This is a genomic window from Herbiconiux gentiana (genome assembly GCF_024978135.1).
In the GTDB taxonomy this organism is placed as follows: domain Bacteria; phylum Actinomycetota; class Actinomycetes; order Actinomycetales; family Microbacteriaceae; genus Herbiconiux; species Herbiconiux gentiana.
Genome location: NZ_JANTEZ010000002.1, coordinates 239927 through 258769, shown reverse-complemented (window position 1 = coordinate 258769; position 18843 = coordinate 239927). Strand labels below are relative to the sequence as shown.

At 72.3% G+C, this 18843-nt stretch carries 21 protein-coding genes and 3 tRNA genes; 17 read left to right on the top strand and 7 right to left on the bottom strand.

The window, feature by feature from the left end:
* Nucleotides 1-27 precede the first annotated feature (27 nt).
* On the bottom strand, nt 28-744 hold the full coding sequence (locus NVV95_RS04955; RefSeq protein WP_310796048.1) for an NUDIX domain-containing protein: 717 nt from the start codon (nt 742-744) through the stop codon (nt 28-30).
* The gene (locus tag NVV95_RS04950) at nt 741-1229 is read right to left on the bottom strand and encodes a YajQ family cyclic di-GMP-binding protein (RefSeq protein WP_370545119.1); all 489 of its coding nucleotides are present in this window, start codon (nt 1227-1229) and stop codon (nt 741-743) included. The genes NVV95_RS04955 and NVV95_RS04950 overlap by 4 nt, the downstream gene beginning before the upstream one ends.
* Nucleotides 1230-1307: 78 nt before the next feature.
* Between NVV95_RS04950 and NVV95_RS04945 the strand changes: the two genes are divergently transcribed.
* The 6 genes from NVV95_RS04945 (at nt 1308) to NVV95_RS04920 (ending at nt 6066) form a co-directional block, all read left to right on the top strand.
* Nucleotides 1308-1571: a type II toxin-antitoxin system Phd/YefM family antitoxin gene (locus NVV95_RS04945; protein ID WP_259485428.1), complete on the top strand. Its 264-nt coding sequence runs from the start codon at nt 1308-1310 to the stop codon at nt 1569-1571.
* The gene (locus tag NVV95_RS04940; protein WP_259485427.1) at nt 1571-1954 is read left to right on the top strand and encodes a type II toxin-antitoxin system VapC family toxin; all 384 of its coding nucleotides are present in this window, start codon (nt 1571-1573) and stop codon (nt 1952-1954) included. Before NVV95_RS04945 ends, NVV95_RS04940 begins: the two co-directional genes overlap by 1 nt.
* Before the next feature lie 36 nt (nt 1955-1990).
* Nucleotides 1991-2836 carry a lytic murein transglycosylase gene (locus tag NVV95_RS04935; protein ID WP_259485426.1) on the top strand — a complete coding sequence of 282 codons (846 nt, stop codon included), beginning with the start codon at nt 1991-1993 and terminating at the stop codon, nt 2834-2836.
* Nucleotides 2837-2930: 94 nt separating this feature from the next.
* Nucleotides 2931-3015, top strand: a tRNA-Tyr gene (locus tag NVV95_RS04930).
* A 17-nt stretch (nt 3016-3032) separates the two neighbouring features.
* Nucleotides 3033-3923: an inositol monophosphatase family protein gene (locus tag NVV95_RS04925; protein WP_259485425.1), complete on the top strand. Its 891-nt coding sequence runs from the start codon at nt 3033-3035 to the stop codon at nt 3921-3923.
* 169 nt (nt 3924-4092) lie between these two features.
* On the top strand, nt 4093-6066 hold the full coding sequence (locus NVV95_RS04920) for a M23 family metallopeptidase (protein ID WP_259485424.1): 1974 nt from the start codon (nt 4093-4095) through the stop codon (nt 6064-6066).
* 303 nt (nt 6067-6369) lie between these two features.
* Here NVV95_RS04920 and NVV95_RS04915 read toward each other — a convergent pair whose 3' ends face one another.
* The gene (locus NVV95_RS04915) at nt 6370-8142 is read right to left on the bottom strand and encodes a glycoside hydrolase family 13 protein (RefSeq protein ID WP_259485423.1); all 1773 of its coding nucleotides are present in this window, start codon (nt 8140-8142) and stop codon (nt 6370-6372) included.
* Nucleotides 8143-8326: 184 nt separating this feature from the next.
* Between NVV95_RS04915 and NVV95_RS04910 the strand changes: the two genes are divergently transcribed.
* Together NVV95_RS04910 and NVV95_RS04905 are read left to right on the top strand one after the other, a co-directional pair.
* A tRNA-Thr gene (locus NVV95_RS04910) sits at nt 8327-8398 on the top strand.
* Between the two features lie 33 nt (nt 8399-8431).
* Nucleotides 8432-8505 (top strand) — tRNA-Met (locus tag NVV95_RS04905).
* Between the two features lie 68 nt (nt 8506-8573).
* On the opposite strand, the gene NVV95_RS04900 is transcribed toward NVV95_RS04905, so the two are convergent.
* Complete coding sequence (locus NVV95_RS04900) at nt 8574-9053, bottom strand: SRPBCC family protein (protein WP_259485422.1); 480 nt, start codon at nt 9051-9053, stop codon at nt 8574-8576.
* Here NVV95_RS04900 and NVV95_RS04895 point away from each other — a divergent pair, their 5' ends adjacent.
* Both NVV95_RS04895 and NVV95_RS04890 read left to right on the top strand, forming a co-directional pair.
* The gene (locus tag NVV95_RS04895; RefSeq protein WP_259485421.1) at nt 9054-9680 is read left to right on the top strand and encodes a VanZ family protein; all 627 of its coding nucleotides are present in this window, start codon (nt 9054-9056) and stop codon (nt 9678-9680) included. It begins immediately after the preceding gene.
* Nucleotides 9681-9690: 10 nt separating this feature from the next.
* A complete protein-coding gene (locus NVV95_RS04890) occupies nt 9691-10512 on the top strand; it encodes a TrmH family RNA methyltransferase (RefSeq protein ID WP_259485420.1) in 822 nt (273 codons plus the stop codon).
* A gap of 70 nt (nt 10513-10582) precedes the next feature.
* Here NVV95_RS04890 and NVV95_RS04885 read toward each other — a convergent pair whose 3' ends face one another.
* Nucleotides 10583-11512, bottom strand: a complete 930-nt coding sequence (locus tag NVV95_RS04885) for a Ppx/GppA phosphatase family protein (RefSeq protein WP_259485419.1) — start codon at nt 11510-11512, stop codon at nt 10583-10585.
* A 154-nt stretch (nt 11513-11666) separates the two neighbouring features.
* Between NVV95_RS04885 and NVV95_RS04880 the strand changes: the two genes are divergently transcribed.
* The 6 genes from NVV95_RS04880 to NVV95_RS04855 all read left to right on the top strand — a co-directional run bounded on the left by NVV95_RS04880 (nt 11667) and on the right by NVV95_RS04855 (nt 15942).
* A complete protein-coding gene (locus NVV95_RS04880) occupies nt 11667-12113 on the top strand; it encodes a MaoC family dehydratase N-terminal domain-containing protein (RefSeq protein ID WP_259485418.1) in 447 nt (148 codons plus the stop codon).
* Nucleotides 12110-12535, top strand: a complete 426-nt coding sequence (locus tag NVV95_RS04875) for a MaoC family dehydratase (protein ID WP_259485417.1) — start codon at nt 12110-12112, stop codon at nt 12533-12535. The genes NVV95_RS04880 and NVV95_RS04875 overlap by 4 nt, the downstream gene beginning before the upstream one ends.
* A complete protein-coding gene (locus NVV95_RS04870; RefSeq protein WP_259485416.1) occupies nt 12532-13677 on the top strand; it encodes a UDP-N-acetylmuramate dehydrogenase in 1146 nt (381 codons plus the stop codon). The genes NVV95_RS04875 and NVV95_RS04870 overlap by 4 nt, the downstream gene beginning before the upstream one ends.
* A gap of 42 nt (nt 13678-13719) precedes the next feature.
* Nucleotides 13720-14115 carry an SRPBCC family protein gene (locus tag NVV95_RS04865; RefSeq protein WP_259485415.1) on the top strand — a complete coding sequence of 132 codons (396 nt, stop codon included), beginning with the start codon at nt 13720-13722 and terminating at the stop codon, nt 14113-14115.
* A gap of 109 nt (nt 14116-14224) precedes the next feature.
* On the top strand, nt 14225-15190 hold the full coding sequence (locus NVV95_RS04860; protein ID WP_259485414.1) for an ATP-binding cassette domain-containing protein: 966 nt from the start codon (nt 14225-14227) through the stop codon (nt 15188-15190).
* Nucleotides 15190-15942, top strand: coding sequence for an ABC transporter permease (locus NVV95_RS04855; RefSeq protein WP_259485413.1), 753 nt, complete (start codon nt 15190-15192; stop codon nt 15940-15942). Before NVV95_RS04860 ends, NVV95_RS04855 begins: the two co-directional genes overlap by 1 nt.
* 134 nt (nt 15943-16076) lie before the next feature.
* Here NVV95_RS04855 and NVV95_RS04850 read toward each other — a convergent pair whose 3' ends face one another.
* Nucleotides 16077-16943, bottom strand: coding sequence for an ABC transporter permease (locus tag NVV95_RS04850; protein WP_259485412.1), 867 nt, complete (start codon nt 16941-16943; stop codon nt 16077-16079).
* A complete protein-coding gene (locus NVV95_RS04845) occupies nt 16940-17866 on the bottom strand; it encodes an ABC transporter ATP-binding protein (protein ID WP_259485411.1) in 927 nt (308 codons plus the stop codon). The genes NVV95_RS04850 and NVV95_RS04845 overlap by 4 nt, the downstream gene beginning before the upstream one ends.
* Before the next feature lie 117 nt (nt 17867-17983).
* Here NVV95_RS04845 and NVV95_RS04840 point away from each other — a divergent pair, with 117 nt between their 5' ends.
* Nucleotides 17984-18769, top strand: coding sequence for an alpha/beta fold hydrolase (locus NVV95_RS04840; protein WP_259485410.1), 786 nt, complete (start codon nt 17984-17986; stop codon nt 18767-18769).
* Nucleotides 18770-18843 lie beyond the last annotated feature (74 nt).

Here is an 18843-nt window from a genome sequence, read left to right as displayed (position 1 = left end):
GCGTCTGGCGCGCGCGAGCCACCGGCGTCAGCGCGCGAACGGCCCGCTGAGCGCCGCCCACTGCAGCAGCATGATCGTCTTCGCGTCGACGATGTCGTCGCCGATGCGCCCGAGCGCCTCGTCGATGCCCAGCTCGACCAGCTCGATGTCCTCGCCCTCGTCGGCGAGCCCGCCGCCCGCATCCGCCCGGTCGGCGGCGTCGTAGGAGGCGGCGAAGAAGAACAGCTTCTCGGTGATCGACCCCGGGCTCATGTAGGCGTCGAAGACGCGGGTGACCTCGCCGATCGCGTACCCGGTCTCCTCGCGGGCCTCGCGGCGGATGGCGGTCTCGGGGTCGTCCTCGTCGAGCAGCCCCGCGGGCAGCTCGAGCAGCATGCCGTCGGGATGCCCGTTCACGTAGGCCGGGTACCGGAACTGCCTGATCAGCAGCACCGTGCGCCGCACCGCGTCGAACAGCAGGATCGTGGCGCCGTTGCCCCGGTCGTACGTCTCGCGCTCCTCCACCGACCAGTGCCCGTCGCGGTGCTGGAACTCGATCTGGGTGGTGCGGGTGACGTACCAGTTCGAGCTGAGCAGCCGCACGTCGCGCACCCGCACGCGCGGGTTGCCCGTCAGCTCGCGCCCGGTGAGGTGCAGCCCGGTGCGGCCGCGGCGGTCGGGCACGTCGACGCCCGGCACGCCCGTGGGTTCCGAGGGGGCGACGGATGCCCGTGCATCCGCTCGCCCGTCACCCGCGCCGCTCACCGGAAGTTGATGAACTGCAGCGCCACGTCGAGGTCGGCGCCCTTGAGCAGCGCCATGGTGGCCTGCAGGTCGTCGCGGCTCTTGGAGCTCACGCGGAGCTCGTCGCCCTGGATCTGCGACTTGACGCTCTTCGGAGCCTCGTCGCGGATCAGCTTGTTGATCTTCTTCGCGTCGTCCTGCGCGATGCCCTCCTTCATGGAGGCCTCGAGGCGGTACTCCTTGCCGCTCGCAAAGGGCTCGCCGGCGTCGAGCGAGCGCAGCGAGATGCCGCGCTTGATGAGCTTCGACTCGAACACCTCGAGGATCGCCTTGACGCGCTCCTCGGAGTTGGCCTTCATCAGCACCTTCTCGCCGCTCCACTCGATGGAGGCGCCGATGTTCTTGAAGTCGTAGCGCTGGGCGACCTCTTTCTGAGCCTGGTTGAGGGCGTTGTCCGCCTCCATCTTGTCGACCTTGCTGACCACGTCAAACGATGAATCTGCCATGCCGCTCATTTTACGCCGCCCGGCCATTGTGACGATGCCTCGACCTGGCTAGAGTTGCTAGCCAGGTGGGAGATGACCATGGAGCGACATGACGTGCTGTACACCCGCAACAACCTGTCGAGGCTGATCAGCCGCGTCGAGGCCGGTGAGGAGATCGAGATCTCGCGCCGGGGGCGGCCCGTGGCGCGGCTCGTGCCCATCGAGCCAGAGGCCGAGAAGTTCTGGAGCGGCAAGGAGATCGTCGCCTGGCTGCGCGAGAACCCGCTGCCCGACTCGCAGCAGAAGACTCCGGAGGAGATCGACGAGACCATCGCCGAGATCCTCGCCGGGCGCGAAGACTGATGATCTTCGCCGACTCGACCGTGCTCGTCCACCTTCTCGAAGACCAGGGCGAGCGAGGCGAGGCGGTCAGGCAGCGATTCGCCGAGGCGTCCGCGCCTGTCGCCGTCAGCCCTCTGGTCGCGATGGAGTGCCGGGTCGCACCGCTCCGCCGAGGTGACACCCTGCTCGCCCGCCGCTACGAGCAGCTGATCGCCGGCATGACGATGCTCGAGATCGAACCGGCGGTCTACCGCGATGCCGCAGCGCTCAGGGCCGCCCACGGCTTCTCGACCATCGATGCCATCCACCTCGCCACCGCGCAGTTCCACGTCTGCGACGCGTTCTGGACGTACGACCGTCGCCTGGCAGCCGCGGCCGGAGGGCTCTCGATCGAGGTCGTCTGAGGCGCGACTGTCAGGGGCGTCTGGTTGAGTGGGGGCATGCGCCTTCGAGTCCGGTCCGTCGTCCGCGCGGTGGTGGCGGCGACCGCGGTGGTGGTGGTGGTGGTGGTGGGCGGGGCGATGAGCGGATGCTCGGGCGGCGGTTCGGGCGGCGCGGCCGTCGACCCCGGGGCGACGTACGCGGCCCAGGCGGAGGTGCGGGCATCCGGAGCCGGCAGCTACCGCGACGGAACCCCGACCGCCGAGCTGCCCGACCCCGCGTGGCTCGACACGGTGGCCGCGGCGACGGGCATCCCGCGGCGGGCGCTGCAGGGTTACGCCGGTGCGGCGATCGCGAGCAACGAGGTGCGGCCCGAGTGCCGGCTCGGCTGGAACACCCTCGCCGGCATCGGCTGGGTCGAGTCGCACCACGGCACGATCTTCGGCGGGAGCATCCTCGACAGCGGGGTGACCAGCGCGCCGATCATCGGGGTGCCGCTCGACGGCGACGGGTTCCAGGAGATCCCCGACACCGACGCGGGGGCCGTCGACGGCGACACCGAGTGGGACAGGGCGGTGGGGCCGATGCAGTTCGTGCCCGCGACCTGGGCGGCGTGGGCGACCGAGGCGAACGGGGACGGGGTGCCCGACATCAACAACGTCGACGACGCGTCGCTGTCGGCGGCCGAGTACCTGTGCTTCTCGGCGGGGCGGGGTGGGGGCGCTCCGTCGGGCTCGTCGGGGTCTTCCGACGCGTCCGACGCTCCCGGCGACCTCGGCACCGAGGCCGGCTGGCGCGCCGCGATCGCGGGCTACAACGAGTCCCCGGCCTACCTCGACGAGGTGCTCGACCACGCGAACCGCTACGCGACAGAGGCCGCCGACGCGCTCGGTAGCGCGGGCTGAGGCCGCGCATCCGCCCCGATTTCGCCGAACGCGGCTTGCTGGGTATCCTTGATCAGCGCCTTCGGTTGTGTGATGAACGTGGTCGGGTGCGCCTGGCGAGTTACCCAAGCGGCCAAAGGGATCTGACTGTAAATCAGACTGCTCAGCATTCGGGGGTTCGAATCCCTCACTCGCCACCAGAACACGGAGCACTGCGATGACCGCCACTTCTCCCGCCTCCTTCGTCGCCGATCCGGCCGAGCTGCTGGCGATCGCCCGCGAGATCGCCCTCGAGGCCGGTGAGCTCGTGCGCCGCCGCCGCGCCGAGGGCGTCGAGGTCGCCGCCACCAAGTCGTCGATCGCCGACGTCGTCACCTTCGCCGACCGCGAGTCCGAAGACCTCATCCGCGCCCGGCTCGCCGCCGCCCGCCCCGACGACGGCTTCCTCGGCGAGGAGTCGGCCGGTACCCCCACGCCCGGCACCTCGGGCGTCGTCTGGGTCGTCGACCCCATCGACGGCACGGTCAACTACCTCTACGACATCCCCGCCTACGCCGTCAGCATCGCGGCCGTGCAGGTCTCCGACGGTGTCGCCGACGCCGCCCGCTGGACCGCTCTCGCCGGCATCGTCGTCAACCCCGTGCTCGGCGAGGTCTTCTCGGCGACGGCCGGCGGCGGCGCGTTCCTCGACCTCGTGCAGGCTCCGGATGCGCCTGCCCGCCGCCTCGCCGTCAACACCGACGTCGACCTGGCCCGCGCCCTGGTCGGCACGGGCTTCTCCTACAGCGCCGAGACCCGGGTGAAGCAGGGCCGCTTCATCACGGGGCTGGTCGAGAAGGTGCGTGACATCCGCCGCGCCGGATCGGCCGCCCTCGACCTCTGCTCGGTCGCCGCCGGTCGCCTCGACGCCTACGCCGAGCGCGGGCTGAACCCGTGGGACCACGCGGCCGCCGCCCTCATCGCCCGCGAGGCCGGCGCCCGCGTCGGCGGCTTCGGCGACGCCGCGGAGTCGACCGTGATGACCCTCGCGGGGTCGCCGGCGCTGCTCGAGGCGCTCGAGCCGCTGCTGCTCTCGCTGCACCGCGACGCGGGTCTGCCGCTCGAGTAGGGAGCAGCGCAGGTCTGGCCGAGCGGGGTGGTCTGGCCGGGCGGTGTGCGGGTCTCGCCGTGCGCGGTGCAGGGGCTCAATGGTGTTTCACATGACCGCTCGTTACCCTTGACGGATCTTCTCGACCCGACGAGACCCCTCCCTCCCGCCCACCCGGAGACACCGAACTTTGGCACGCACGAACCCCAGCCCGGATGACGACCCGTCCGCCGGATCCGCCCGCACACCCACGCCTACCCGCGGCGGCGGCGACCCGGCGACCACAGGATCCGCCGACCCCGGTCGCTCCTTCCCGTCACGCCGGTCGCTCCGCCCACCGGTGCCTTCCGCTGCCGACGGTGAGCCGGGTCCGGCCCTCCCCGACGGCGCGACCCCACCGCGCACCCGCCGCGAGGCCCGCCGGGCGAGCTCCGAGGTCGTCACCGCCGACGCCGACCGTCCCGTGGTGGTCGACATCACGGTCGAGACGACGTCGCTCCCCGTCGTCACCCGGGCGACCGACGCGGGCGTTTCGCCGACCCCGCCGTCCGTCCGGCGCGGACGCCGCGCGTCGACGGCACCGACCGACGAGCCGACGCGGGCATCGCGCCCCGACGGCGGCGGACCCCGCCGCGCCCGCCGAGCCTCCGGACCGGCCACCGGCGACGGGGCACCCGCGACCGAGTCCATCCCGGTCGTCACCCACCCCACCCCACCGAACCCCGCCGCCGGCCGGGACACCGTCGCCGCTGCGCCGGACGCGCCCGGCGAACCGACCGGAGTGGTGGCCGCGAGCACCGAGCTGCTGCCTGCTCCGCCGGCCGCCACTCCCCAGCGTGCTGCCGGTAGCGGGCGCCGGGCGGCCTCGGCATTCTCGGACAGCATCGAGCGCCCCGCCACCGGACGCCGGGCGCGCGTCAGCGTGCCGACGACCGTCGAGATCCCGGCGACAGTGGAAGCCGAGCAGGCCGAGCAGGCCCATCAGGCCGAGCAGGCCAAGCAGGCCGAGAAGGCCGATCAGGCGGCGTCGGCCGGACGTGCGGCGCCGTCCATCGCGGTGGACATCGAGGTCGGGACCCATGAGGGCGGATCCGGCCCCGAGACCGCTGCCGTGCCCACGATCGCCCCCGTCACGAAGGCCGTTTCGCGACGCACGCTCCGCGCCGTGGCGGACGGCAGTGAGAGCACCAGCAGCGGCGCATCCGGAACCCACGGAGCCGCCCGATCGACCGGCTCGACCGCCGGGTCTCGCCGGGCGAGGTCGGGCGAGCGCCGACCCGCCGCACCGCCCGCGGGCGAACAGCCCGGGACCAAGGCTGAGCCGCAGCCCGCGCCCGAGACGCCGAGCGGCGCCGACTCGCGCACCGCCTCCGCCGCCTCGGCCGGCCGCCGGCGTCGTCGACGCAGCACCGGCACGTCCGACGGAGACGACACCGGCCGCCCGGGCACTGGCTTCGCCAAGGGCGCCTTCAGCGTCGCCGCCCTGCTCTTCGCCGCCGGCATCGCCGTCGCCACCACGATGCCCGCCTCGGCCCTGCACGCGGCGGGCGGCGTTCCCGCGCAGCAGCTGCTCGCCGACGTCGCCCCGATCGACCCCGCCCTCGCCGCGCAGCAGCTCACGACGAGCGCCGAGCTGGCCGGCGTCGGCGTCACCCGCGACGGTTACGGGGTGCGTGACGTCGCCGCCCTGCGCGCCGCGGGCATGCGCGTCGCCGACACCTTCACGAACAACCCGAACCGCCCCGTGCAGTGGCCGTTCCCGGTGGGCGTGCCGATCAGCGACGGTTTCGGCCCCCGTGAGTCACCCGGCGGCATCGGCAGCACCGACCACAAGGGTGTGGACTTCACGCCCGGCCAGGGCACGAGCATCCAGTCGGTGGCCGACGGCGTGGTGCGCACGGTCGTGCCGAGCGATGGCGGCGGCCTCGGCGTCTACGTCGTCATCGATCACGTCGTCGACGGGCAGGCGGTCTCGAGCACCTACGGTCACCTGCTGCCCGGGTCCGCCGCCGTCACCGAAGGCCAGCTCGTGAAGGTCGGTCAGACCGTCGGCCGCGTCGGCAACACGGGCACGTCGACGGGGGCGCACCTGCACCTCGAGATCCGCCTCGACGGTGTCACCCCGGTCGACCCCTTCGCCTGGCTCACGCAGCACAACGCCTGACCCGCACCGGTCGGGGTGACGGATGCGCACCCGCACCCTGGGCGACGGCGACAGATGCGGGCCACTCCCCAGGGCGACGGATGCGCGCCCGCACCCTCACCGCGGGTGGTGGTGGATGCCCGCCACACGCCCAGGGTGCCGCCCGATGCCGAGGCGCCGTCTGCGTCACGCGGCGGGTGGTGGCACCCTCGCCGCGGGTGGTGGTGGATGCCCGCCACACGCCCAGGGTGCCGCCCGATGCCGAGGCGCCGCCCGCGTCACGCGGCGGTGGTGGCGCCGAAACGCCACCACCGCACAACGCACTTACCCCACCAGCCAGACGGCCGTGTCGGGCGCCAGCGCCGCCTCGCCGAGAGCCTCGCTCGACGCCAGCACCTGCCCCGGCGCCTCGGCCGGGAGCTCGACCGGCGTCGTGCCCGCGTTCGCGATGACGACGACCCCGTTGTTGCGGAATGCGATCACGTCGGGCCCGTACCCCGGCAGCCACTCGAGCGTGCCGGTGCCGAGCGCGTACTGCGACCGCAGCGCGAGGAGCGCGGTGTAGAGCGTCAGGGTCGACCCGGGCACGCCCTCCTGCTGGTCGCGGGCGTACGAGTCCCAGTCGCCGGGCTGCGGCAGCCAGCTCGCGGTCGAGCCCTCGGGCCCGAAGCCGTAGGTGGTCGCCCCGGCCTGCCACGGGATCGGCACCCGGCAGCCGTCGCGGCCGAAGCGGGCGCCGTGCGTGCGGAACCAGGTCGGATCCTGCCGGGCGTCGTCGGGCAGGTCGATGACCTCGGGCAGCCCGAGCTCCTCGCCCTGGTAGACGTAGGCGCTGCCGGGCAGCGCGAGCATCACGGCGGTCGCGGCCCGCGCGCGGCGGAGACCGGCGGCCCGGTCGGGGAGCCCGGGGGAGTTGGGCCCGAGGCCGTCGCCCTGTGGGTTCTCGGCCGTGAGCGCGAGCCGGGTGGCGTGGCGCACCACGTCGTGGTTCGACAGCACCCACGTCGAGGGCGCGCCGACGGTGGCGAACGCCGAGATCGAGGTGTCGATCACGCTGCGCAGCTGCGCGGCCGACCAGCCGGCCTCGAGGTAGGTGAAGTTGAAGGCCTGCTGCATCTCGTCGGGACGCACCCAGCGCGCGAGCTTGGTGAGCGGCTCCACCCAGGCCTCGGCGCAGAGCACGCGGTCGCCCTCGTACTCCTCGAGCACGTCGTGCCAGCTGCGGTAGATCTCGTGCACACCGTCCTGCGCCCAGTAGGGCGGGGTCGCCGGGTCGAGCGAGGCGTCGGCGAGGATCTCGGGCTCGAGACCCACGACCCCGCCGCCCATGCTGCCGCCGCCCTCGGGCGGGGTGTAGTCGGGCAGCCCGGCCTCCTTGATCAGGCCGTGCGCGACGTCGACGCGGAAGCCGTCGACCCCGCGGTCGAGCCAGAACCGCAGGATGTCGAGGAACTGCTGCCGTACCCACGGGTTGTCCCAGTCGAGGTCGGGCTGGCTGCGGTCGAACAGGTGCAGGTACCACTGGCCGGGGGTGCCGTCGGGGTTCGTGATGCGCTCCCAGGCGGGCCCGCCGAACACCGATTCCCAGTTGTTGGGGGCCTCGTCGCCGTTCGGGCCCTTGCCGTCGCGGAACATGTAGCGCGCGCGCTCCGGGCTTCCCTCGGGGGAGGCGAGGGCCTCCCTGAACCAGACGTGGTTCCAGGAGGTGTGGTTGGGCACCAGGTCGACGATGACGCGGATGCCGAGCTCGTGCGCTCGGCCGAGCATCCGGTCGAAGTCGGCGAGGGTGCCGAAGATGGGGTCGACGTCGCAGTAGTCGGCGACGTCGTAGCCGGCGTCGTGCTGGGGCGAGGTCATGAACGGGGACAGCCACACGGCGTCGACGCCGAGCGCGGCCAGCGAGTCGAGGCGGGCGGTGATGCCGGGCAGGTCGCCGATGCCGTCGCCGTCGGAGTCGGCGAAGGAGCGCGGGTAGATCTGGTAGATCACGGCCGATCGCCACCATTCACCCCCCGTTCCGACGAGGGCGGTCGTGGTCTCGATTTCCGGCTCGTCGGCAGCGGTGGCGCCGGGCTCGGGCGAGGTCTCGATAGTCATGGGGAGAACTCTAACCGTTGGGCCGATCCGGCTGGAACCGTTTGCACACGAGCCCCGGCGGGTGCATGATCGGGCCCGCCGAGCGCTGCCGCAGGCCCTCGACGACGCGCGGCGAAACCTGGCCCGCGGGGATGCTATTCTCTACTGGTGCCAAAAGCGCCCGGGGTTCCGGGCTGCATTGCGCGCCCCCTTAGCTCATTGGTAGAGCACTTCCTTGGTAAGGAAGAGGTAGTGGGTCCGATTCCCACAGGGGGCTCCGCTTCCCGGAGGCTGGTTCTCCGGAAGCCGCGGCGGGGTAGCTCAGTTGGTTAGAGCACACGGCTCATAATCGTGGGGTCGCGGGTTCAAGTCCCGCTCCCGCTACGAAAACCCCCAAGATCTCGCCATCTTGGGGGTTTTTCCGTATCCGGGCGCGGGCCGTCTGCTCGGCTCTACGCGCCGACGTGGGCGAGCACCACGGGGTCGGCGCAGCCGCGGGCGAAGCCGCGGAGGCGGCGGTCGATGTCGCGTTGCAGCAGCACCGCGCCGATGCGTTCGGCGATCGGCGCGATCAGGCGGGGGCGGCAGGTGAAGTTGTAGCGCCAGATGGCGAGGGTGCTGCCCGGGTCGCCGTCGACGGCCGAGAAGCGCCAGCCGCCGGCGAGCCGTTCGAAGAACCAGGAGCCCTTCGTCATCCGCATGCCGACGTTCGAGGGCGGGTTGTACGAGACGTACTCGCTGATCATCCGCAGCCCGAAGCGCTGCTCGGTGAAGGTGCGCACGCCCTTGGCCGGCGTCGTCGCGCCGTCGAGCAGGTGCTGCCGTCGGATGAACGTGTCCCAGCGCATCCGGATCTCACCCGTCGTCTGCGACACGGCGAAGGCGACCTCGGGGCTGACGGGCACGACCAGGCGCGATTCGATGACGGGCATGTGCCCACCCTGGCACTGCGCCGCAGGCGCACGCTGCCCGGCGTTCCGTCAGGGGGTGCTCAGGATGCTCTGCGGCACCCCTGGCAGGGTGGGCGCATGTTCGGCCTCGCCCTCAACCTGCTCTTCGCCGCGGTGCTCGCGACGCTGACCATCGTGGCGCTGGTGCGGGCGGTGGTCCCGGCGCCGGTGCGGCCGCTGCCCGTGGTGCTGCTGACGCTGGTCTGGGCGGCGGCGGTCGGATTCATGACGCTCCGCCCCGGCACGGGACTCGGCGTGCGCCTGAACCTGCTTCCCCTGCAGTTCGACGGCCCGGCCAGCGCGATCGACGCGGTGCTGAACACCTTCGTGTTCCTGCCGCTCGGGATGCTGATGGTGCTCGCGGGAGCGCGGTTCGGCACCGTGCTGCTGGTGGCGCTGGCGAGCACGCTGACCATCGAGGTGACGCAGTACGTCACCGATCTCGGTCGAACGGCCGACGTCAACGACGTGATCACGAACACTCTGGGCGCACTCCTCGGCGCAGCCGTCCTGCTCGGCCTCCGACGTCTGGCGCGGCCGCTGAACGCGCCGCGCCGGCCGGCCGCGCCGGGGCTGACGCCCGCCGCGACCGGCCCCGTCCCCCTCTAGACTCCCCTCCATGCCCGTCGTCCCCGTAGCCGACCTCGCCGACCCCCGCCTCACCGACTACGCCCACACCACCGACGTCGCCCTGAAGAACTCCCGCCGCGACCAGCGCGGTCGCGAGCACGGACTGTACCTCGCCGAGTCGCTGCTAATTCTGGAGCGGGCGCTCGCCGCCGGGCATGTGCCGCGCTCGGTGCTCGCGCTCGGCGGCAGCGCCGAGGAGGCCGTGGCCGCGCTGGCCGCCGCCGGGCATCCGGACACCCCCGTCTTCGTGGGCCCCGGCGAACTGCTCGCCGAGCTCACCGGCTACCTGCTGCATCGCGGCCTCGTCGCGTCGATGGCGAGGCCGCCGCTGCCCGAGCCGGCGGCCCTGCTGGCGGATGCGCGCTGCGTCGTCGTGATCGAGAACGTCGTCGACCCGACGAACGTGGGCGCGATCTTCCGCTCGGCGGGGGCGATCGGCGCCGATGCGGTGCTGGTGTCGCCGCGCTGCTCGGATCCGTTCTACCGGCGCGCGATCCGCGTGAGCATGGGCACCGTGCTACAGGTGCCGTGGACGCGCGCGGGGGAGTGGAGCACGCTGGGGCCCCAGCTGCACGGGCTCGGGTTCCACATCGCGGCGCTCGCGCTGACGCCCGACGCGGTGAGCCTGCGGGACTTCGAGCGCGCGGTGCCCGAGCGGGTGGCCGTCGTGCTCGGCGCGGAGGGCGAGGGCCTCACGCCCGAGGCTCTCACGGCGGCCGACACGGTGGTGCAGATCCCGATGCTGCACGGCATCGACTCCCTCAACGTGGCCGCGGCCAGCGCAGTGGCCCTCTGGGCGGTCTCCCGCTGACGCACCCCTGATCGAGTTGCCCCTTTCCGCCCCAAAAACGCTGTTTTAGGGCGGAAAGGGGAAACTCGATCTACGCGCCGAGGCCGTCGAGGTAGCGGAGCAGGATGCCCTCGCGGAGCGCCCAGGGGGAGACCTCGAGCTCGTCGACGTCGTAGAGCTTCATCACCGAGTGCAGCACGATGGCTCCGGCCACGATCTGGAAGGTGCGGTCGGGTGTGATCCCGGGCAGCGCCTGGCGGGCCTCCGCGGGGAGCTGGCCGAGGCGCGGGATCCAGTCCTTCAGCTCGGAGCGCCGAAGTGTGACGATGTCGCCGGTCGCTCCGGCGCGGGTCGAGCCCGCGAGGCGTGCGAGCGAGCGGATCGTCTTCGACGAGCCGACGACGTGGTCGAAGGCGGGCTGTCCGGCGAAGAGGGGCAGAGCATCCGCCCTCATCACCTGACGCGAGTGCGCCCGCAGCTCGAGCATCTGCGACGGCGTCGGCGGGTCGGCGGGGAAGAACTGCACGGTCGTGCGCCCGGCCCCGAGCGGCAGCGACACCGCGACCTCGGGGTACTCGTCGCTGCCGGCCGCGATCTCGAGCGACCCGCCGCCGATGTCGAAGAGCAGGATGTTGCCCGACGACCAGCCGTACCAGCGCCGGATGGCGAGGAAGGTCAGCCGCCCCTCGTCCTCCCCGCTGAGCACCCGCAGCGCGACACCGGTGGCGGCCTGGATGCGCGCCAGCACCTCCTCGCCGTTCCGCGCCTCGCGCAGGGCTGAGGTCGCCATCGGCAGCAGCTCCTCGATGCCCTCGCGGCGCGCGACCTCCATGGCCGAGGCGATGGCGGCGACGATGGCCTCCACACCCTCGCCGCTGATCGAGCCGTCGGGTTCGAGGTAGCGCATGAGCCGCAGCACCGACTTGTGCGAGGCCTGCGGCACGGGGCGGGCACCCGGATGCGCGTCCACGACGATCAGGTGGACGGTGTTGGATCCCACATCGAGCACTCCGAGTCGCACATCCCGACTGTAGTGGAGTCGGCGAGGTGTGCCGGGCGGCCTGCGGCACGAGCATCCGGATGCCCGCCCGCGCTTGGCCGGACGACAGAGCGCCCCGCCCGGCCCCGCGCCGCCCTACCCGGCCCGCCGAGCGCCCCGCCCGTAGACTGGGCGTGTGCCAGTGAACCCAGCCCTGACCGAGCGCGCGTTCCCCGTGACCGCGTCGTACCTGGTGGGCCGTGAGAAGGTGCGCGAGTTCGCCCGCGCCGTCTTCTCGACGAACCCCCTCAACTTCAGCGTCGAGGCTGCGCAGACGGCGGGCTACGCCGACGTCGTCGCGCCGCCGACCTTCGCGATCGTGGTGCAGGAGCTCACGCTCGCGCAGCTGCTCGCCGAGGAGGACGCCGGCATCGAGCTCACCCACGTGGTGCACGGCGAGCAGCGCTTCGACTACGCCCGCCCCATCGTCGCGGGCGACGAGCTGACCGCGCAGCTGCAGGTCACGAGCGTCAAGACGCTGGGCGGCAACGCCATGGTCGTGGCCGAGACCACCATCCAGGACGCGGCGGGGGAGCACGTGGTCACCGCGGTCTCCACCCTCGTGGTGAGGGGAGACGCATGAGCGCCGAGATCGTGCACCGCTACGAGAAGGGCGACGAGGTCGCTCGCGCCACGTACCCCATCACCCGCGAGTCGCTCGTGCGGTACGCGGGCGCCTCGGGTGACTTCAACGCCATCCACTACCGCGACGACGTGGCCGCCGAGGTCGGGCTGCCGGGTGTGCTCGCGCACGGCATGCTCACCATGGGGCTCGCGGTGCAGCCCGTCGTCGACTGGGTCGGCGACCCGGCCCGCGTCGGCGCCTACCAGGTGCGCTTCACGCGCCCCGTGGTCGTCGACCCCTCCTCCGGCGCGCAGATCGAGGTCGTCGCGAAGATCGGCACCCTCGACGAGGAGGCCGGCACCGCCCGCATCGACCTGACCGTCACCGTCGACGGACAGACGGTGCTCGGCAAGGCGCAGGTGAGCGTCACCCTGCCATGACCCTGGCGCGCTTCACCACCCTGCAGGTCGGCGGCTCCGCGGCTGCTCTCGAGACCGCGAGCACCGAACCCGAGCTGCTCGCGCTCGCTGAGGGGCTCGACCCCGACGACGAGTGGCTGGTGCTCGGGGGCGGCTCCAACGTGCTGGTCTCCGACGAGGGCTTCGACGGGACGGTCGTGCGGGTAGCCACCCGCGGCATCGTGCAGCTTCCGGCGCCCGCGGGGTCGGTGCGGCTGCGGGTGCAGGCCGGGCATCCGTGGGACGAGCTCGTCGCCCATACGGTGGCCGAGGGCTTCAGCGGCATCGAGGCGCTCTCGGGCATCCCGGGGTCGACCGGGGCGGCGCCCATCCAGAACATCGGCGCCTACGGCCAGGAGGTGGGGGCGTCGATCGAGTCGCTCGACTTCTACGACGTCTCGGCCGGGGTGGTCAGGCGGATGCCCGTGGCCGAGCTCGGGCTCGGGTACCGTACCTCGGTGTTCAAGCGGGGGCTGCGGGGGGTGGTGCTGTCGGTGACGTTCGCGCTGGGGGCGCCGTCTTCTTCTTCGTCCGCTTCCTCCAGGCTCAGCTCGCCCGTAGCCTACGGGCAGCTCGCGACGGCGCTCGGCGTCGAGGTGGGCGAGCGGATGCCGCTGCAGCAGGTGCGCGACACGGTGCTCCGGCTGCGGTCCTCCAAAGGGATGGTGCTCGACCCCGCCGACCCCGACTCGGTGAGTGCCGGGTCGTTCTTCACCAACCCGATCGTCACGGAGCGGGCCGCGCGGTCGCTGCCGTCGTCGGCGCCCCGGTGGCAGGTCGAGCCGGAGGCGCCCGACGTGGTGGTCCCGCTCGATCCCGCGGCGCTCGCGCAGGACGGGGCCGACGCCGGCACCGGGGTGTACTCGCGCGGGCCGGCTCCGGCCGAGTACCACGTGAAGCTCAGTGCGGCGTGGCTGATCGAGCACTCGGGCATCCGGCGGGGTTTCGCGCTGCCCGGGTCGACAGCGGCGATCTCGTCGAAGCACACGCTGGCGCTGGTGAACCGGGCCGGGGCGGCGGGGCGGGCGTCCGACGTCGCCGAGCTCGCGCGGTTCGTGCAGCAGCGCGTGCTCGCGGAGTTCGGGGTGCAGCTGCAGCCGGAGCCGGTGTACGTGGGGTTCTGAGGCCTTCCTCCCGATGTCGGCGGTGCGCTCTAGGGTCTGAGCATGACCTGGCCCGCCACGCACCTCTCCGTCTCGATCGACCGTTCGCCCGCCGATGTGGCGGCGTTCGCGGGCGACCCCGCGAACCTGCCGCTGTGGGCGGCGGGGCTCGGCTCGGGGCTGCGGTCGGAGGGGGAGCGGTGGTTCGCCGACCTCGACGGGGGAACCATCGAGATCCGCTTCACGGGGCCCGTCGAGGCGGGGGTGCTCGACCACGACGTGGTGCCCGAGGCGGGCGAGACGGTGCACAACCCGCTGCGGGTGCTCGCGAACGACCTGGGCAGCGAGGTCGTGTTCACGCTGTTCCGGCGGCCCGGGGTGACGGATGCCGATCTGGCGGCCGACGCGGAGGCGATCGCGGCTGATCTGCTGACGCTGAAGCGGCTGCTGGAGGGGTGAGGCCGGTGTGCACATCCGCCCTTCTCAGCACGGGTTCTCGCCCGGGCCTTGCGTGTCGGCCCGCACTAGGGCAATGTGTACGCCGTTCACATAGATGCAGGGAGAGCCGATGATTCACGCGCGAGGTCTCGCGCGCACCTTCGCGGGGCGCGGAAAGGGGGCCGAGAAGGTCGAGGTGAAGGCCGTCGCGGGCGTCGACATCGACGTCGACGAGGGGGAGATCGTCGGCTTCCTCGGGCCGAACGGGGCGGGCAAGACCACCACGCTCCGCATGCTCACCACCCTGCTCACGCCCACGGCGGGCACGGCCACGGTGGCCGGCTACGACGTCGTGACCGAGTCGCAGAAGGTGCGGCGCAGCATCGGCTACGTCTCGCAGAGCGGGTCGACGTCGCCCGAGGCGCGGGCCGGCGAGGAGATCGTCGACCATGGCATGCTCTACGGCATCAGCAAGGCGCAGGCCACCGCTCGCGGCCGGGAGCTGTTCGAGCAGCTCGACCTCGACGGGCTGTGGACGCGCGAGCCCAAGGCGATGTCGGGCGGCCAGCGCCGTCGCCTCGACATCGCGATGGGCCTCGTGCACGACCCGACGCTGGTGTTCCTCGACGAGCCCACCACCGGCCTCGACCCGCAGGCGCGCGCCAATCTCTGGACGCACATCAGCGACCTCCGCTCCCGCCGCGGCGCCACCATCTTCCTCACCACGCACTACCTCGACGAGGCCGACGCGCTCTGCGACCGCATCCTCGTGATCGACCACGGCACCATCGTCGCGAGCGACACCCCCGATGCCCTGAAGCGGCAGGTCTCGGGAGACCTCGTCGAGCTGGTGCTCGCCGACGCGTCGCGCTCCGGCGAGGCGGCCACCGTGCTGTCGCGCGTGGCCGACGACGACCTCACCGTCTCCGGCGCCACGGTCAGCGCGCGCGTGCGGGGCGCCGGCCACGAGGTGGCCGGGCTCATCCGCTCGCTCGACGCCGCGGGCATCGCGCTGGAGTCGCTCGAGGTGCGGCGGCCGACCCTCGACGACGTATTCCTCACCCTCACCGGCCGATCCCTCCGAGAGGACGCCTGATGTTCTGGCGCGAGACCTTCATCGTGTTCCGGCGGCAGCTGCGGCTGGCGCTGCGCAATCCCGCGTGGGTGATCATCGGGCTGATCCAGCCGATCCTCTACCTCGTGCTCTTCGGCCCGCTGCTCGAGCCCATCGCCGGGCAGCTCGGAGCGCAGAACGCGTACACGCTGTTCGTGCCCGGCCTGCTCGTGCAGCTCGGCCTCTTCGGCGCCCTGTTCGCCGGTTTCGGCCTGATCGCCGAGTGGCGGGCGGGTGTGATCGAGGCGGAGCGGGTGACGCCCGCCAGCCGCACCGCGCTGCTGCTCGGGCGCATCCTGCGCGACGTGCTGCAGCTGGTCGTGCAGGGCGCCGTGCTCATCGGGCTGGCGTTCTTCTTCGGGCTGACGGGGTCGATCGCCGGCATGTTCCTCGGGCTGCTGCTCACAGTGCTGCTGGGCGCCGCCTGCGCCGCCGCGTCGAACGCGCTGGCGCTCACCACGAAGAGCGAGGACGTCATGGCCCCGCTGATCAACAGCGTCGCCCTGCCGGTGCTGCTGCTGTCGGGCATCCTGCTGCCGATGACGATCGGGCCGCAGTGGCTGCAGATCGTCAGCGACTTCATCCCGACGAAGTACATTGTGAACGCCATCCGCGAGCTGTTCACTGGTGACTTCTTCACGATCACGGTGTTCTGGGGTGTGCTGTGGACGCTGGTGCTGTTCGCCGCGGGGCTGTGGGTGGGCACGCGGACGTTCCGCAAGGAGAACGCGTAGGGCCGCCAGGCCGCCGGCCTGCCGTGCGGCCGGGCGGCCGCGGCGTCGGCGGGCCAGCTGCGCGGCCGGCCGGCCGGGCGGTCGGCGGCCACGGGTGACGAGCCACGCGGCCAGATGGTCGGCGCGTCGGTGGGTCAGCTGTCCTTGCGGATCCAGCGGAACGTGAGGCGGCAGACCACGAGCCCCACCACGAGCCAGATGCCGAGCACGATCGCCACGCCCGCGAGGTCCCACGTGCCGCCCGCCTCCGCCGAGGCGAACGAGTCGGGCAGCAGCGCCGCGCGCATCCCCTGCGCGATCCACTTCAGCGGGAACACGCTCGCCACCGTCTGCAGCCACTCCGGCAGCAGGCTGAACGACAGGTACACCCCCGAGATGAACTGCAGGATCAGCAGCGGCGGGATGATCACCGCCGCCGCGCTCTTCCCACTGCGCGGCAGCCGCGAGATCGCGATGCCGAGCACCGCGGCCGTCACGATCCCCAGCAGGTAGACCCACAGGAACGTCAGCCACTTCTCCGGCTCGCTCGGCAGCTCGACCCCGAAGGCGAGCTTCGCGAGCAGCATCAGGATGATCACCTGCGCCACCGACGTCACCAGAACCTGCCCCATCTTCCCGATGAAGTACGACATCACCGGAAGCGGGGTGCCGGCCAGGCGCTTGAGTGTTCCGTCGCCGCGTTCCATCGCGATGTCGACGCCGAGGTTCTGCATGCCGCTGAGCAGGATGCCCGCCGCGATCATCCCGGGCAGGTAGTACGACGCCTGACTGATGCCGCCGCTCCCGTCGGGGTTCGCCCCGACGTTGCCCATCCCCTGGAACGCCACCGAGAAGATCCCGAGCAGCACCACCGGGAACAGGAAGGTGAAGAACACCGTGTCGCCGGCCCGGAAGTACACCCGCGTCTCGTACACGACCCGCGCGGCCCCGAGCCGCAGGGTGCGCCCCAGCCCGAACCGGGCCGGGCGGGCGGCCGGCGCGGTGGAGGTGGCGGCGCTCATGAGCGGGCTCCCTTCGTGGAGATGGCGTCGATGGGATCGTCGGGCTTCCCTGCGGGCCCCCGAGTCTCCCCGGCCGCGGTCTCCGCGGCCTCGACGAGGCCGAGGTAGATGTCCTCGAGCGACGGGCGGATCACCTCGAGCTCCGCCACCTCGCCCTCCCGCGCCACGAGGTCGGCGACGAACCGGCCGGGCTCCGTGGTGCGCTCCTGACGCGGGCCGCCGGAGTCGCGCCACCGCACGATGGGCACACGCGCATCCGCTGTGCCGAGCTCGCCGACGGGGCCGATGTCGATCAGCCGCCCGCCCGCGATGACCGCGGCGCGATCGCTGAGCTGTGCGGCCTCGTCGAGGTAGTGGGTTGTGAGCACGATGGTCGTGCCCTCTCGCGAGAGCGAGCGGATGAGCTCCCAGAACTGCCGCCGCGCCTCGGGGTCGAAGCCCGTGGTCGGCTCGTCGAGGAAGAGCAGCTCGGGCCGCCCGATCACGCCGAGCGCCACATCCACCCGCCGCCGCTGCCCGCCGGACAGCGCCTTGATGCGCGTCTTCGCCTTGTCGTCGAGGCCGACGGCCGACAGCACCTCGTCGACCGGGCGCGGGTTCGGGTACAGCGCGGCGAAGTGCGTCAGCTGCTCGCGCACGGTGACGTTGCCGCTCTCCCCGGTCTGCTGCAGCACGATGCCGATGCGCGCCTTCCACTCGAGGGTCGCGTGCCGGGGATCGGCGCCGAGCACCTCGACCTCGCCCCCGCTGCGCTCGCGGTAGCCCTCGAGGATCTCGACGGTCGTGCTCTTGCCCGCTCCGTTCGGCCCGAGCAGGGCGAAGGTCTCGCCGCGCTCGATCTCGAAGCTGACGCCGTCGACGGCGGTGAAATGTCCGTAGCTCTTGCGCAGCTCTTGCACGCGCACGGCGGGGGAGAGGGTCATGGCTCCATCGTGGGGGCCAGGGGGTGACGAGCACCAGAGGCCGCGCCCACCGGGCTGAACTCTTCCCCTGGTTTCCATAGCTGATGTATTCTCGACTATGGACCCAGGGGAGTCGGGATGAGCATGCTGGAGCGGGTGCGGCGCACGCAGGAGGCGCCGTTGCTGAACGTGGCGGTCGACGTCGGTGAGGGTCCGGTGGTCGTGCTGCTGCACGGCATCGCGTCGTCGTCGGCGAGCTGGCGGCAGCTGGTGCCGCTGCTGTCGCCGCTCTACCGGGTGATCGCGATCGACGTGCTCGGGTTCGGCGGCTCGCACGCGCCGGCCGGCAGCTCGTTCACCCTCGACGAGCATGTGCAGGCGCTGCACCGCACCCTGCGCTCGCTGCGTCTGCGCCGCCGCTACACGCTCATCGGCCACAGCCTGGGCGCGCTCATCGGCAGCCGCTACGCCGCGGTGCACCGTCGCGAGGTGTCCCACCTCGTGCTCGTGGCGCCGCCCATCTACGGGCACCGTCGCTACATCGACGCCCTCGGGCACCGGATGCGTGTCGGCGGCTACCTCTGGTTCTACCGCTTCGTGCGCGACAACCGCCTCACGATCGTGGGCAACGCCGGCCGGCTCTCGCGGTGGATGCCCGGGGTCGCCACCGCCGTCGACGACCGCGCCTGGGAGGCCTTCTCGAAGACGATGCAGAACTGCATCGAGTCGCAGACCACAACCACCGACATCGCCCAGGTGGCGGTGCCGATCGATGTCGTCTGGGGTTCCCGCGACCAGGTCATCGTGCCGGCGGCCCTCGAGGCGCTCGCCACCATGCACCACGTGACCCTGCACGAGGTCCCGCGCAGCGACCACTTCCTCCGCCCACCCCTCGCCCGCGAGGTGGCCCGCCTCCTCCGCTGACCACGCCCACCGCCGCGGCGGCGCCTTGGCCCACCTCCTCCACTGACCCGCGCCCTACCGCCGCGGCCCCGTAG